General features: G+C 67.9%; 8 protein-coding genes. 4 read left to right on the top strand and 4 right to left on the bottom strand.

Going from position 1 to position 15,770, the window contains the following annotated elements; genetic code table 11:
- Window positions 1–100: 100 nt before the first annotated feature.
- Complete coding sequence (gene uvrA / locus PXJ20_RS21695; RefSeq protein WP_421031128.1) at window positions 101–6,061, bottom strand: excinuclease ABC subunit UvrA; 5,961 nt, start codon at window positions 6,059–6,061, stop codon at window positions 101–103.
- A 294-nt stretch (window positions 6,062–6,355) separates the two neighbouring features.
- On the opposite strand from uvrA, the gene PXJ20_RS21700 reads away from it, so the two are divergent.
- Both PXJ20_RS21700 and PXJ20_RS21705 read left to right on the top strand, forming a co-directional pair.
- Entirely contained in the window at window positions 6,356–7,306 is a 951-nt protein-coding gene (locus PXJ20_RS21700; RefSeq protein WP_421031129.1) for a hydroxymethylglutaryl-CoA lyase, read from the top strand.
- Complete coding sequence (locus tag PXJ20_RS21705) at window positions 7,303–8,508, top strand: CaiB/BaiF CoA transferase family protein (protein ID WP_413214302.1); 1,206 nt, start codon at window positions 7,303–7,305, stop codon at window positions 8,506–8,508. The genes PXJ20_RS21700 and PXJ20_RS21705 overlap by 4 nt, the downstream gene beginning before the upstream one ends.
- Before the next feature lie 21 nt (window positions 8,509–8,529).
- On the opposite strand, the gene PXJ20_RS21710 is transcribed toward PXJ20_RS21705, so the two are convergent.
- The 3 genes from PXJ20_RS21710 to PXJ20_RS21720 all read right to left on the bottom strand — a co-directional run bounded on the left by PXJ20_RS21710 (window position 8,530) and on the right by PXJ20_RS21720 (window position 12,096).
- Window positions 8,530–10,347, bottom strand: coding sequence for a chloride channel protein (locus PXJ20_RS21710; protein ID WP_277599450.1), 1,818 nt, complete (start codon window positions 10,345–10,347; stop codon window positions 8,530–8,532).
- Window positions 10,348–10,378: 31 nt separating this feature from the next.
- Window positions 10,379–10,792: a MarR family winged helix-turn-helix transcriptional regulator gene (locus PXJ20_RS21715; protein WP_126876480.1), complete on the bottom strand. Its 414-nt coding sequence runs from the start codon at window positions 10,790–10,792 to the stop codon at window positions 10,379–10,381.
- Window positions 10,793–10,911: 119 nt separating this feature from the next.
- Window positions 10,912–12,096: an HPP family protein gene (locus PXJ20_RS21720; RefSeq protein ID WP_421031130.1), complete on the bottom strand. Its 1,185-nt coding sequence runs from the start codon at window positions 12,094–12,096 to the stop codon at window positions 10,912–10,914.
- A 351-nt stretch (window positions 12,097–12,447) separates the two neighbouring features.
- Here PXJ20_RS21720 and PXJ20_RS21725 point away from each other — a divergent pair, with 351 nt between their 5' ends.
- Window positions 12,448–14,139: a phospholipase C gene (locus PXJ20_RS21725; protein ID WP_421031131.1), complete on the top strand. Its 1,692-nt coding sequence runs from the start codon at window positions 12,448–12,450 to the stop codon at window positions 14,137–14,139.
- Window positions 14,140–14,317: 178 nt separating this feature from the next.
- Entirely contained in the window at window positions 14,318–15,769 is a 1,452-nt protein-coding gene (locus tag PXJ20_RS21730) for a cytochrome-c peroxidase (protein ID WP_421032595.1), read from the top strand.
- Window position 15,770 lies beyond the last annotated feature (1 nt).

Below are 15,770 nucleotides of genomic sequence, written 5' to 3' on the forward strand. Positions count from 1 at the left end.
CACGGCACGTGTCGATTCATCAAACCGCCCCGGCACCGAATAATGCCCGGCGTCCGGGGCGTCCGAATCGTCCGAATCGTTCAAGGCACTGCGGTCCGCCTCACGCCTCGCCGCCCGCGGCTCTCGCCGCTCTCGCCGGCACGCCCTCGCCCCGCGCCAGCACCGGCCGCAGCGCCACGCCCGTGTGACTGCCGGCCACGCGCACGAGCCCTTCGGGGTCTGCGGCGGCCACAATGGCGCCGCCGCCCACGCCGCCTTCCGGCCCGAGGTCGATGATCCAGTCGGCTTCCGCGATCACGTCGAGATCGTGCTCGATCACGACGACGCTGTGCCCGCCGTCCACGAGCCGGTGCAGCACGCGGATCAGCTTCGCGACGTCGGCCATGTGCAGCCCCACCGTCGGTTCGTCGAGCACGTAGAGCGTGTGCGGCGCCTTCTGCCCGCGCCGCGTGACGTCGTCGCGTACCTTCGAAAGTTCGGTGACGAGCTTGATGCGCTGCGCCTCCCCGCCCGAAAGCGTCGGCGACGGCTGGCCGAGCGTCAGGTAGCCGAGCCCCACGTCCTTCATCAGCTGCAGCGGATGCGCGATGTTCGTGACTGCCGAGAAGAACTCGACCGCCTCGTCGATCTCCATCGTGAGCACTTCGCCGATGTTGCGTCCGCGCCAGCTCACCGCGAGCGTTTCGGGGTTGAAGCGCTGGCCGTGGCACACGTCGCAGGGCACTTTCACGTCGGGCAGGAAGCTCATGCCGATGGTGCGCACGCCCTGGCCTTCGCAGGCCGGGCAGCGTCCGTCGCCGGTGTTGAACGAGAAGCGCGAGGCCGTATAGCCGCGCGCACGCGCTTCGAGCGTTTCCGCGAACAGCCGGCGAATCGCATCCCACACGCCGATATACGTGGCCGGACACGAGCGCGGCGTCTTGCCAATGGGCGTCTGGTCCACTTCCAGTACGCGGTCGATGCTTTCCCAGCCCGAGATCGACTCGCACCCTTGCCAGGCGTGTGCGACCTCCACCTTCGGCCGAACCGCCGACCGCGCGAGCACGCTGGAGCGCCTTGCGGCCATCGCGGCCTTGTCGTTCGCCGCGCGTGCACCGCCCTGCGCGGCCTTGCGCGCCCGCCGCTCCGCAGGCGACGAGAGCACCGAGCGCCCCACCGCGTCGAGCATGTTGGCCATCAGCACGTCGCGCGCGAGCGTCGATTTGCCCGAACCGCTCACGCCCGTAATCGCCACGAGCCGCGCCAGCGGAATCGGCACCGTCACGTCGCGCAGGTTGTGCAGCCTTGCGCCGTGCACGGTGAGCCAGTTCAACGACGGCATCTCTGCGCCGTTCGCGCTTCCGTTCACGTTCGCCGTTGCCTCCAGCGCCTTTGCCTGCCGTGCCTTTGCTTTTGCCCCGGGCACCGCCACCGGCCGCCGCGCCTGCAACGGATGCACCATCGGCCGCGCCAGGAACTGCCCCGTCAGCGATTCGGGATGCGCGGCGAGATCCGCCACGCCGCCCTGCGCGATCACGCGCCCACCGCGTTTGCCCGCACCGGGCCCGATGTCGATGATGTGATCCGCGCGGCGAATCGTGTCCTCGTCGTGCTCCACCACGACGAGCGTGTTGCCCTTCTCGCCCAGGCTCCGCAGCGCGTCGAGCAGAATCTGGTTGTCGCGCGGATGCAGGCCGATGGTGGGTTCGTCGAGCACGTAGCACACGCCTTGCAGGTTGCTGCCCAGTTGCGCCGCAAGCCGGATGCGCTGCGCTTCGCCGCCCGAAAGGCTCGGCGCCGCGCGGTCGAGGCTCAGATAGCCGAGCCCCACTTCCTCCAGGAACTGCAGGCGGCTGCGGATTTCGCTGATCACGTCGCGCGCGATCTCCGCGTCGCGTCCCGAGAGTTCCAGCGTGTCGACCCAGCGGCGCGTGTCGGCCACCGTCCATTGCGCGACGTCCACGATGGCGTGCGCGTCGAAGGTCACCGCACGCGCCACCGTGTTGAGGCGCGTACCGCCGCAGTCGGGGCACGGCTCCTCGCCCACGCCTTCGGGCTCCAGTTCGTCGGAAGGCAGCGTCTGTTCGCGGCCGCGGCCGTCGTCGGCGGTGATCGTGTCGTCGTAGGCGGCGCGCTGTTCACGCGTGAGCGAAAGGCCCGTGCCCACGCACGACGTGCACCAGCCGTGCTTGCTGTTGTACGAGAACATGCGCGGATCGAGTTCGGGATAGCTCGTGCCGCACACCGGGCAGGCGCGCTTCGTGGAGAGCACCTTCACGGTGCCGATGCGCGCCGTCGGCTTGCCGTTGCCCATCGCGCGGTCTAGCCCGTCGAGCGGCGCAAGCAGATGCACGACGCCCTTGCCCGCTTCCAGCGCCGCATCCAGCGCGCGGCGCAGGTCGGCTTCGCGTTCGGGCGCGATCACGAGGTCCGCGACAGGCAGCTCGATGGTGTGTTCGCGGAAGCGGTCGAGCTTCGGCCACGGGTCCACGGGCACGAACTCGCCGTCCACGCGCAGATGGCTGTTGCCGCGCGCCTTCGCCCATTTCGCGAGGTCCGTATACACGCCCTTGCGGTTCACCACGAGCGGCGCGAGCAGCCCCACGTGCTGCCCGCGATGGTCGCGCATCAACTGCGCGGCAATCGAATCCACGCTCTGCGCCGTCACGGGCGTGCCGTCGTGGACGCAGTGCTGCACGCCGAGCTTCACATACAGCAACCGCAGGAAGTGCCACACCTCGGAAGTGGTCGCCACCGTGCTCTTGCGTCCGCCGCGCGAGAGCCGCTGTTCGATCGCGACCGTGGGCGGAATGCCGTAGACCGCATCCACTTCGGGACGGCCCGCCGGCTGTACGATGGAGCGCGCGTAAGCGTTCAGCGATTCGAGGTAGCGGCGCTGCCCTTCGTGAAAGAGGATGTCGAACGCGAGCGTCGATTTGCCGGAGCCCGACACGCCCGTAATCACGTTGAAACGACCGTGCGGAATGTCCACGTCGAGCGACTTCAGGTTGTGCTCGCGTGCATTGACGATGCGCACCACGTCTTCGCCTTCCACGGCGCGGCGTGCGCGCGCCGCCTTCAGCGAGCGCTGCAGCGGCACGCCCTGCTCGCGCGCTTCCAGCGTGCCGAGCGCCTCGTCGTATTGCAGCAGCGCGAGGCCCGTATGCGAGCGCGCGCAGGCTTTCACGTCTTCGGGCGTGCCCGCGCACACCAGTTCGCCGCCCGCGTCGCCGCCTTCGGGACCCAGGTCGACGATCCAGTCCGCCGCGCGGATCACGTCAAGGTTGTGCTCGATCACGACGAGCGAATGGCCGCGCGCCAGCAGCTTGCCGAAGGCCTGCATGAGCTTCGCGATGTCGTCGAAGTGCAGGCCCGTGGTGGGTTCGTCGAACATGAAGAGACGGCTTTCGCTCGAAACCTGGCCGCCGCGCGTGGGCGCCGTTTCGGCGAGGAAGCCCGCAAGCTTGAGCCGCTGCGCCTCGCCGCCCGAAAGCGTGGGCACGGGCTGACCGAGCTTCACGTATTCGAGTCCGACATCGACGATGGGCTGCAACACGCGCAGCACTTCGGCGTCGGCCGCGAAAAGTTGGGTGGCCTCGCTCACCGTGAGGTCGAGCACGTCGGCAATGGAAAGCGCGCGGTCGCCGCGCGCGATCTTCACTTCGAGAATCTCGGCGCGGTAGCGGCTGCCGTCGCAGTCGGGGCAGCGCAGGTACACGTCGCTCAGGAACTGCATTTCGACGTGCTCGAAGCCCGAGCCGCCGCACGTCGGGCAGCGGCCCTCGCCCGAGTTGAAGCTGAACATGCCCGCGCCGTAGCCGCGCTCCAGCGCGAGCGGCGCCTTCGCGAACAGCTTGCGGATTTCGTCGAACGCGCCCACGTAGCTGGCGGGGTTCGAGCGCGCCGTCTTGCCGATGGGCGACTGATCGACGAACACGGCGTCGCTGATGGCGTCCACGCCCTTCAACGCGCGATAGGCGCCCGGCGATTCGGTCGCCTTGCCGAGATGGCGCGCAAGCGCCGGGTACAGCACGTCCTGCACGAGCGTCGATTTGCCCGAGCCCGACACGCCCGTCACGCAGACAAGGCGCTGCAACGGCAACGCCACCGTCACGTCACGCAGGTTGTGCTCGCTCGCGCCTTCCAGCACGAGGCGCGGCGTGGTGCTTTCAACGGGCCGGCGCGCCCAGCGCGAGGCGTCGGCCACGTGCCGGCGGCCGCCCAGGTAGTCGCCCGTGAGCGTGCCCGCCTCGCGGATGTCGTCGGGCGTGCCGTCGTAGATGATCGTGCCGCCGCGCTCGCCGGGCCCGGGGCCCATGTCGATCAGGCGGTCCGCCGCGAGCATCACGGAAGGGTCGTGCTCCACCACCACGAGCGTGTTGCCCGCGTCGCGCAGCCGGTGCATGGCCTCCACGATGCGGTTGAGGTCGCGCGGATGCAGCCCGATGCTGGGCTCGTCGAGGACGAACAGCGTCTTCGTAAGCGAGGTGCCGAGCGCCGTGGTGAGGTTGATGCGCTGCACCTCGCCGCCCGAGAGCGTCCGGCTCTGGCGGTCCAGCGTCAGGTAGCCGAGCCCCACGTCGCACAGATACTTGAGCCGCGTGCGCACTTCCGCGAGCAGCAGTTTGAGCGCGTCGTCAAGCAGCGCCGAAGGCAGCGTGAGGTCGTCGAAGAAACGCCGGATGCGCTCGATAGGCAGCAGCATCAGGTCGTGCACCGTCAGCCCCGGCAGCGCTTCGAGCTGCGCGCGCTGCCACTTCACGCCGTGCGGCAGAAAGCGCGCGTGCGGGTCCAGCACGGCGTCGGCGTTCGGCTTGCTGCCAAGGCGCCATTGCAGCGACTCGGTCTTGAGCCGCGCGCCGCCGCACACCTCGCAGGGCGTGTAGCTGCGGTACTTCGAGAGCAGCACGCGGATGTGCATCTTGTACGCCTTCGACTCGAGGTAGCCGAAGAAACGCTTCACGCCGTACCACTGCGTCTGCCACTTGCCGGTCCACTCGGGCGAGCCTTCGATCACCCAGTCGCGCTCCGCCTGCGTGAGCTGCGACCACGCCACGTCGCGGCGAATGCCGGCCTTCGCGGCGTAGCGCATCAGGTCGTCCTGGCATTCCTTCCAGGCGGGCGTTTGCAGCGGCTTGATGGCGCCGCCGCGCAGCGTCTTGCGCTCGTCGGGAATCACGAGGCCCCAATCGACGCCGATCACGCGGCCAAAGCCGCGACACGTCTCGCAGGCGCCATAGGCCGAGTTGAACGAGAACAGCGCGGGCTGCGGGTCCGCGTAACGCAGGTCGCTTTCGGGGCAATGCAGGCCCGTGGAGAAGCGCCAGATTTCCGGCTGCTGCGCCTCACCCGCGGTTACGGCTGCCTCGCCTTCACGCACGACATAGACGTTCACGCGGCCCGCGCCGCGCTTGAGTGAGGCCTCGATAGCCTCGATCACGCGGCTCTTCTCCGCGTTCTGCAGGCGAAAGCGGTCTGCCACGACGTCGAGCATCTTGCGCTTGCCTGCCGCCGTCACGACCTCGCGCTGCGCCTGCACGCGCGTGTAGCCGCTCGCGGAGAGCCACTGCGCGACTTCCTCTTCGGTAGCCGAGTCGGGCAGCTCGACGGGGAACGTCACGACGAGGCGCGGGTCGTCCGTCGCGGTGCGCGCGCGCAGTTCGGCGTAGATCGTTTCGGGCGTGTCGTGGCGCACCGGCAGCGCCGTCTCGCGATCGAACAGGCTCGCCGCACGTGCGTAGAGCAGCTTCAGGTGGTCGTTGAGTTCGGTCATCGTGCCGACCGTGGAGCGCGAGCTGCGCACCGGGTTGGTCTGGTCGATGGCGATGGCGGGCGGCACGCCGTCCACGCGGTCCACCTGCGGGCGGTCCATGCGGTCCAGAAACTGGCGGGCGTAGGCGCTGAAGGTCTCGACGTAGCGGCGCTGGCCTTCGGCGTAGAGCGTGTCGAAGACGAGGCTCGACTTGCCCGATCCCGAAGGACCGGTCACTACCGTCATCTCGCCCGTGCGCAGGTCGAGGTCGAGGTTCTTGAGATTGTGCTGGCGGGCGCCGCGAATGCGGATGGTTCGGTTATCGCTCACTTGGGCAGATATTCCGGCTGGTCAAAATGTGGGACCGGGACGGCGACCGGGGCATATGCGCTGGGGCGCGCCATGCGTGAGACCCGGAACGCCGTCCGCGGCGTAGGTGTCAAATTCTACTGTATGTTTATACAGCACATGCAATGCCGCGCCAGGCTTGGCTGCGGCGGGCGGCGACGGTGAAATCCCGCCTGGGCGCGCGTGGGTTCGCGTGATAGATTCAGCGCTCGCGTCGCTCGTCTGGCGGGCCGCCGCCAGCTTCTCTCCCCCTTTTCACCGACACGGAGCATCCCGATGGACTCACGCCCCGAGCGTGTCATCGTCATGGAGGTGGGCCTGCGCGACGGCCTGCAAAGCATTGCGCGCATCATGCCCACCGACGCCAAGAAACGCTGGATCGACGCCGCCTATGCCGCCGGCGTGCGGCACATGGAAGTCACGTCGTTCGTGCCGCCGAAGCTGCTGCCGCAGCTGGCCGACGCCACCGACGTGGTGGCCCACGCGCTCGGCTATGCGGACCTCGTGGTCACGGCGCTCGTGCCCAACGTGAAAGGCGCCGAACGGGCACTCGAAGCCGGCGTGCAGCGCATCGTGGTGCCCATTTCGGTCAGCGCCGCGCACAGCCTCGCCAACGTGCGCAAGACGCCCGACGAGATGATCGCGGCCTTCGCCGACATGCGCAGGCTCTGCGAAGGCCGCGCCGAACTCGTGGCCGGGCTGTCCACGGTGTTCGGCTGCACGCTGCAAGGCGACGTGCCGCGCGAAGAGGTGGCGCGCATCGCGCGGCTCGCGCTCGATGCAGGCGCCGACGTCCTCTCGCTTGCCGACACGACGGGCATGGCCACGCCGCGCCAGGTGGGCGAGATCATCGAGCTTGCGCGCGGCATTGCCGGCAGCAAGCTGCGCGCGCTGCATCTGCATGACACGCGCGGCCTTGCGCTCGCCAACGCGCTCGTCGGGCTTCAGCACGGCATTCGCGAATTCGATGCATCGCTCGCGGGCCTGGGCGGCTGTCCGCATGCGCCGGGCGCAACCGGCAACGTGAACACCGAAGACCTCGTGTTCATGCTGGAAAGCATGGGCTATGACACGGGCATCGACCTGCCCGCCCTGCTCGCCTCGCGCAGCGTGCTGGCCGAGGCGCTGCCCGGCGAGCCGCTCTATGGCTACCTCGCGCGGGCGGGTCTGCCCGCCACGTTCGACTCGCAACGCAGCACGTCATCGGTTACGCGCACCACCTCATGAATACCGCATCCGCATCGCCTCCCATGCCGCTTGCCGGCATCCGCGTCGTCGAGCTCTCGCACATGGTGATGGGCCCCACGTGCGGCATGATCCTGGGCGACCTGGGCGCCGAGGTCATCAAGGTCGAGCCGCCGCGCGGCGACAGTACGCGGCGTCTGATCGGCACCGGCGCCGGCTTCTTTCGCACCTTCAATCGCAACAAGAAGAGCGTGACGCTCGACCTCGATACGGAGGCCGGTCTCGACGCGCTGCGCACACTCGCGGATACCGCCGACGTATTCGTCGAAAACTTCAAGCCCGGCCGCATGGCAAGCCTCGGGCTCGACTACGCCTCGCTCAAGGCGCGCAATCCGAAGCTCATCTACGTCTCGCACAAGGGCTTTCTCGCGGGCCCGTACGAACATCGCCTCGCGCTCGACGAAGTTGTGCAGATGATGGCGGGCCTCGCCTACATGACCGGTCCCGCAGGCCGCCCGCTGCGCGCGGGAAGCTCGGTCAACGACATCATGGGCGGCATGTTCGGCGCCATCGGCGTGCTGGCCGCGCTGCACGAACGCCACGCCACGGGCCACGGCAAGGAAGTGCAGAGCGCGCTCTTCGAAAACTGCGTGCTGCTTTCTGCGCAGCACATGCAGCAATACGCGGCGACGGGAGCCGCACCTTCGCCGATGCCCGAACGCATCAGCGCGTGGGCCGTCTACGACGTGTTCACGCTCGCGCACGGCGAGCAGATGTTCATTGCCGCCACGGGCGACGCCCAATGGCGCTCGCTGTGCGCGCTGCTTGACCGGCCGGACCTGCTGGCCGACGCGCGTCTTGCCAGCAACAACGACCGCGTTCGCGCGCGCAGCTGGCTGCTTGCCGAACTTGCGACCACGCTCGCCACGCGCGAAGCGGCGGAACTGGCGCCGCTGTTCGAGCGCCACCACGTGCCGTTCGCGGCCATCACGAAGCCGGAAGAGCTGTTCGACGACCCGCATCTGCTCGCAAGCGGCGGCCTCGCGCCGCTGCAACTCGACGACGGCGGCGAGACGCGCATGCCGCTGCTGCCGCTTTCGCTCGACGGTCAACGCCTGCCGCCGCGCCTGCCTATCGCGAAGGTCGGCGAGCACACACATGACGTGCTGCGCGGGCTCGGTTACAGCGATGAAGAGATCGACGCGCTGAGCGGCACGGCGAATGGGGCGCAGCAAGCGACGTGAGTCGGGGGCCGTGCGCCTACATCAAGGCCGCCGCGCCCCGCCTAGCGGCGCCAGGCGCCGGCGCGCCACCACCGGCGCAATGCGGCGAAAGCGTTCGCGCTTGTGCTCTTCGTCGAAGAGCGCGAGCGACGGCTTGACGAGGTCGCTGCGCGAAACGATGCCCACCAGCTTGCGCGATTCGCGGTCCGTCACCACGGCGAGCCGCTCGAGGCCATGCACCGCGAGCCGCGTGGCCACGAGCCGGCACGTTTCCTCGCGCAGCGCCGTCACGAGTTGGCGGTCGCGCAACGCCGCATGCAACGGCGCGTCGGCCCCGTACTTCACGGTGTCCGCCGCGAACGCTTCGAGCAGCGTGCGGTCCACCATGCCGACGAACACGCCGTCCTCTTCGACCACGGGATACGCGCGATGCGTCTGCATCGGGCCGAAGTACGACGCGAGTGTGGCGGCCACAGTCAGGCTCGCGTCGATGGTCTCGACCTGCTGCGTCATGACTTCGTCGACGTAGTGGCGCTCCAGCGGGTCCACGCTGTATTCGCGGTAGATGTGGTAGCCGCGTCGAGCGATCTTCTCCGTCATGATGGAGCGCCGCATGACGACGGTCGCGAAGCCGTGCGCGATGAGCGTGGCCGCGAGCAGCGGCAGCAGCGCGTTGGCGTCGTGCGTCAGCCCGAACGCGAACACGATGGCCGTAAGCGGCGCACCGAGCGTGGCGCCCAGCGTCGCGGCCATGCACACGAGCGGCCAGAGCGCGGCATCGTGGCCAGGCAGCACGTGGCCCAGCACGACGCCGAGCCCGGCGCCCAGCATCAGAAGCGGTGCGAGCACGCCGCCCGACGTGCCCGACCCTAGCGCGATCACCCAGATCACGGCCTTCACCACGAGAATCGCGATGGCGGCCTGCAACGCAATGTGCTGATGAAGCAGGTCGCCGATCACGTCATAACCCACGCCGAGCGCGCGCGGCTCGAAGAATCCGCCGATGCCCACCACGAGACCGCCGATGGCCGGCCACCACATCCAGTGCACGGGCAGTTCGCCGAACAGGTCTTCGATCTTGTAGAGCGCCGCCGAAAGACTCGCCGCCAGCACGCCCGAAAGCAGTCCCGCGAGCAGGCACCAGAGCAGCGCCTGGCTGTCGGCGGGCGCGGTCTGCAACGCGAACAGCGGACCGGTGCCGAAGAACACGGCACGCGCAAAGCCCGCTACGGCACAGGCCAGCGCCACGGGAATGAAGCTGCGCGGCCGCCATTCGAACAGCAGCAGTTCGACCGCGAGCAGCACCGCCGCGAGCGGCGTGCCGAACACGGCCGTCATGCCCGCCGAGGCGCCCGCGACGAGCAGCGTCTTGCGCTCCGCGGCCGTGAGCTTCACGCACTGCGCGATGAGCGAGCCCAGCGCGCCGCCCGTCATGATGATCGGACCTTCCGCGCCGAACGGCCCGCCGCTGCCGATCACGATGCCGGACGAAAGCGGCTTCAACACCGCCACCTTCGGCGACATGCGGCTCTTGCCGAACAGGATCGCCTCGATGGCTTCGGGAATGCCGTGGCCGCGAATCTTGTCGGACCCGAAGCGCGCCATGAGGCCCACCACGAGACCGCCCACGGTCGGCACGAGCACCACCCACAGGCCCAGCGTGTTGTGCGCGGGTGAGTGATCGGCAAAGGAAAAGCTGCCGAAGAAGAACAGGTTCGTGAACAGATGGATGAGACTCAGCAGCACGAACGCCGCCAGGGTGGCGAGCGCGCCGGTGCAGGCGGCGATCGCGCAGATCACCGGCAGTCTCGCGTTCGCGGAAAAGTCACGCTTGTGGGTGTGGATCAGGGCGGTGCTCATGCTCGTGCTCATGGTCCTGGAAAGGCAAGTTTTAGAGATCGATGTTCGGCACGCGGAACTGGCCTTCCAGCGACTTCAGTTCGGCGCGATGCAGTTGCGCGAGCTTCGCGAGCACGCGCTCGCCGGCTTTGAGCAGATGCACTTCCACCTGGCGCCGGTCCGTTTCGCTCGTTCTGCGCTCGACCAGTTCGAGCGCTTCGCAGCGCGACACGAGCGCGACCATGCCGTGATGCTGTGTCTGCAGGCGTTCGGCCAGCTCGCCGATGGTGGCCCACTCGCGGCCCGGGAAGCCTTTGATGTGCAACAGCAGCAGATACTGCAACGGCGTAATGCCCTCGCTCTGCGCGGCCTGTTCGGAGAAACGTTCGAACCGGCGCATCTGGTAGCGGAATTCCGAAAGCTGCTCGAAATCGGCCTTCGCGAGCGCTGGAAGCTTCTTGTTCATTAACAGCGATTTCCCGTGACTAAACGGTAAACATATCATTTCTTGATATATTTACCCGGCCCTGTGAAGGGGAACCACCGCCCCACGCCAAAGCGTCAGAGGCGGCACTCAGATGGAATTCACGCGGCGAGACGCTGCTCGTGCGACGTCTGCCGATACAGCCCGGCAATCAGGTCCGCCTGCGTGATGATGCCGGCCAGCCGGCGTTCGTTGTCCAGCACGGGAATATGGTGGTGCCCGTAGTGGGCGAACACGGGCACGAGGTCCGCAATCGGCGTGGACACGTGGACGGTGTGCACGCTGCGGCTCATCAGCGAACCGGCCGTGACGGCGCGTTGCGCAGCCGGCGCGCGCCCAGCGAAACCAGGCAGGAGCGCCATGCTTGTGCCCCACCATCCCGTCGACTTGCGCGGCCTCGCGCGGGCCAGGTCCGCGCGCGTAACGATACCCGCTACGTGACGGCGTTCGTCCACCACGGGCAGCGCCTTGATGTTGTATCGCTCGAGCCGTTTCAACGCGGCCCACGCGGACGTGCCGGACGATACCGTCACCACGTCGCGCGACATCACGTCGGCGCAGGTCAGTTCGTCGAACGAGCGGCTCCACGTCTGCAATTGCACGTCGCGCAGCAGCGCTTCGAGGTCGCCCGTGTCGATGTCGAGCAGTTCGCTGCGGCCCCGCAGCACGGCCTCCAGATCGGCGCGCGCGAAGGTCTGCGCGGGCGCGGGCACGCCGGGTGCGCGCACGGGGCGGTCCTGCTTCGGCGCCGCGTGCGGATAGCGGTGGCCCGTGAGGTTGTGATAGACGATCGCCGCACCGAGCAGCACGGCCGACTGTGTCGCGATAGGCGCAAGCACGAATCCGTAGCCCAGCGCATGAATGGCGGGCCCGCCCAGCACCGCGGTAAGCGCCACCGCGCCCGACGGCGGATGCACGCAGCGTAGCGCGAACATCGCGCAGATGGCCAGCGCGACCGCCGTGGCCGCGGCGTACACCGGATTGGCGATGAGGGTTGCACACGTCACGCCCACCACGGCCGACACAAGGTTGCCGCCCATGATCGACCACGGTTGCGCAAGCGGACTGGCAGGCACGCCGAACAGCAGTACGGCGGACGCGCCCATGGGCGCCACGAGCAGCGGCACATTGACGTCGGACGCGGGCAGCAGCAGCCGCATTGCCGTGCCCGTGAGCGCAATTCCGACGAGCGCGCCCACCGCGGAGCGCACGCGTTCAGACCAACGGATCGCAACAGTGGCGGGCATGAAGCTGGCGAACCAGCGGGTGACGACAGAACGGGACACGGCTTGAACCAGTGAGAACGAACGAAGCGATGGCGCCGGGAGGCCACCCGAAAGGCGGGACACTCATGCCACCCGGCAGGGCCGCGAATTATATCTCGTTGTGATATATCGCGTCGCTATGTCGCGCCGTTGCCGCATCCTGGCGCGTCTTCGCGTTGGACATCCGCGCTCGCACATGCTACGGCGCCGTTCATCGGCCGAACGCTGTCCCCATTTCGTCAGACGGTTGAAGCCTCTTTGAAAGTGCAGTGCCCCGGGGCTTTCACAGGGCCGTGTTTCAATCTGGCGCGATTCTGGAAGGTTCTGCAAGGAACAAACACAACTGACCCCACCACGACTCGGGAGAATCGAATGTCTTTTCGCCAGGCCTGCGCGCTGAGCGCCGCAGCAGCCGCCGGGGCAACCGCCCTCGCCCTTGCCGCCTGCAGCAGCAGCGGCAACGACGTCAATCAGACCGTCTCGAACCAGGACGCGCTGACGACGGCCACGCCGATCAAGCACCTCGTCGTGATCTTCAACGAGAACGTCTCGTTCGATCACTACTTCGCGACTTACCCGAATGCCTCGAACCCGACGGGCGAGCCGGCATTCACGGCGGCAGCCGGCACGCCGTCGATCAACGGGCTCTCGGGTTCGCTGCTCACGGCAAACCCGAACTTCACGAACACGGCGAACGGCGCGGGCGCCTCGAACCCGTTCCGTCTGGACCGCACGCAGGCGGCCACGGCTGACCAGAACCACGCCTACACCGCGGAACAGGAAGCCTACGACAACGGCCTCGCCGACCTCTTCCCGAAGTTCACGGGCAAGGGCACGAGCGGCGGCGCCGGCGCGTTCGGCACCACGGGCCAGGTGATGGGCTACTACGACGGCAACACCGTGACGGGCCTCTGGAACTACGCCCAGCACTACGCGATGAGCGACAACGCCTATACGACGAGCTACGGCCCGTCCACGCCGGGCGCGCTCAACGTGATCGCCGGCCAGACCAACGGCATGCAGGTCGTCGTCGCGAACACCGGGCCGGTCTCCGCCACGGCCACGTCGTCGTACTACGTGGACGACGGCCAGGGCGGCTTCACGATGATCAACGACGTCGATCCGGGCTTCGACGTGTGCTCGAGCACGACCAACGCCGCGATGATGACGGGCAAGAACATCGGCGACCTGCTCAACAGCGCGAACATCACGTGGGGCGGCTTCATGGGCGGCTTCGACCTGTCGCAGACGAACTCGAACGGCACGACGGGCTGCAAGCGCAGCACGCTCTCGCCGGTCGTGAACGCCAGCACGGCCGACTACATTCCGCACCACAACTGGTTCCAGTACTACAAGTCCACCTCGAACCCGCAGCACACGCGGCCGAGCAGCATCGCCGCCATCGGTTCGAGCCTCGAGACGGACGGCAAGACGCCGGAGCCGGCGAACCACCAGTACGACGCGGACGACTTCTTCGCCGCGGTGAAGGCGGGCAATTTCCCGTCTGTGAGCTTCGTGAAGGCGCCGGCGTTCCAGGACGGCCACGCGGGCTACTCGGACCCGCTCGACGAGCAGGCGTTCACGGCGAAGGTCGTCAACTTCCTGCAACAGCAGCCCGACTGGAAGAACACCGCGGTGGTCGTGACGTGGGACGACTCGGACGGCTGGTATGACCATGCCTACACGTCGCCGACGCTCGCTTCGTTCCACCCGCTCGCCGACCAGTTGAACGGCGCCGGCGTGTGCGGCAGCGGCACGGCGCCGAACGGCGTCAACGGCAAGCCCGTGAACGGCCGCTGCGGTCCTGGCACGCGCATTCCGTTCCTCGTCATCTCGCCGTGGGCGAAGACGAACTTCGTCGACCACACGCTGATCAACCAGTCGTCGGTAGTCCGCTTCATCGAAGACAACTGGTTGAACGGTCAGCGCCTGGGCGGCGGCTCTGCCGACGCAAGCGCGGGCAGCATGATGAACCTGTTCGACTTCACGGGCACGCCGAAGACGTCGCCGGTCTTTGTCGACCCGACGCAAGGCACGGTGGTCGCCACGCCGCCGGCAAGCTGATACGCCCGTTGTCGCGTTTGCTGACGTCTGAAACACAAACCGGCCGCGAGGCCGGTTTGTTGCTTGAAGCCAGGCTGGCAGCAACGCTTGCATCAACGTTTGTGTCGACGCCCGCGCCACTGCAGCCGCCGCGCTGCGCGCGCGGCGTTCAACTCCTCCGAGTCATTTGCCGCATCGAATCGTGAACGCTCCTTCCCTGCCGCAACCCAACACCGGTTCCACGAATGGCCCGTCAGCGCGCCCGAAGGGCACGCTGCGCCGTCGTGCCGTGCACGCCCTGCTCTACGCGCTTGCTGTGCTCGCGCTCGCGTCCGTCTGGGCGCTCGTGTTCCCGCAGCAGATGCCCGCCGCGATCGGCGAGTACGTCGAAACGCTGACGGGCGCGAATCCGCATCCGGTCACGCTGATGCGCCCCGCTACCGCGCCGCTCAGCGCCGTCGCGCTGCTCGGCAAGCAGATGTTCTTCGATCCGCGGCTCTCGGCCTCGGGCCAGCAGTCGTGCGCAACGTGCCATAGTCCCCAGCACGCGTACGGCCCGCCCAATGCGCTGCCCGTGCAGCCTGGCGGCGCGCACATGTCGCTGCAGGGCGACCGCGCGGTGCCCTTGCTGACCTACCTCTATCGGCAGCCGAACTTCAGCATCGGTCCCGACGACGGCGAAGCCGAAACCACGGCGAGCCTCGCCGACACCGCCGCCCAGGCTGCCAGCACGCCGCGCGCGCAAAAGGTGGCGGGCGCTGCGCCCGCGGCGCCCGCCATGGTGCCGCAAGGCGGCCTGTTCTGGGATGGCCGCGCCGACACGCTGCAGGCGCAGGCCTATGGTCCGCTCTTCAATCCGGTGGAAATGGCGAACACGGACGTGAAGACCGTCGCGGCAAAGATCGCCGAGGCGCCCTACGCCGCCACGTTGCGCCAGTTGTTCGGGCCGGCCATCTTCAACGATCCGGCGCGCGTCGTGTCCGAAGCGATGTTCGCCATTGCGCGCTACCAGGTGGAAGACCCGTCGTTCCATCCCTACACGAGCAAGTACGACTACTGGCTCGAAGGCAAGGTGAGGCTCACGCGCGCGGAGATACGCGGCCTGCACCTCTTCACCGACAAGAACCGCGCGAACTGCGCGGGCTGCCATCTCGCCACGCCGGGCGAAGACGGGCTGCCGCCTATGTTCACCGACTTCCAGTACGAAGCGCTGGGCGTGCCGCGCAATCGTACGCTCGCCGTGAACCGTGACCCCGCGTTTCACGACATGGGCGTGTGCGGCCCGCATCGCACGGATCTGTCGACCCAGACGCAATACTGCGGCATGTTCCTCACGCCCTCGCTGCGCAATGCGGCCACGCGTCAGGCGTTTTTTCACAACGGCGTCTATCACTCGCTCGAAGACGTGATGAAGTTCTACAACCTGCGCGACACGGACCCCGGCAAGATCTATCCGCGCGGCCCCGACGGCAAGGTCGTGAAGTACGACGATCTGCCCGAGCGCTTCCACGCGAACATCGACGTGACGGACGCGCCGTTCGACCGCCATTTCGGCGAGCCGCCCGCCATGAGCGACGCGGACATCAAAGACATCATCGCGTTTCTGAAGACGCTGGACGACGGGTATCCGCTGCAGACGGCGCAGAAGTAAA

The organism is Paraburkholderia sp. A1RI_3L, assembly GCF_048957895.1.
In the GTDB taxonomy this organism is placed as follows: domain Bacteria; phylum Pseudomonadota; class Gammaproteobacteria; order Burkholderiales; family Burkholderiaceae; genus Paraburkholderia; species Paraburkholderia kururiensis.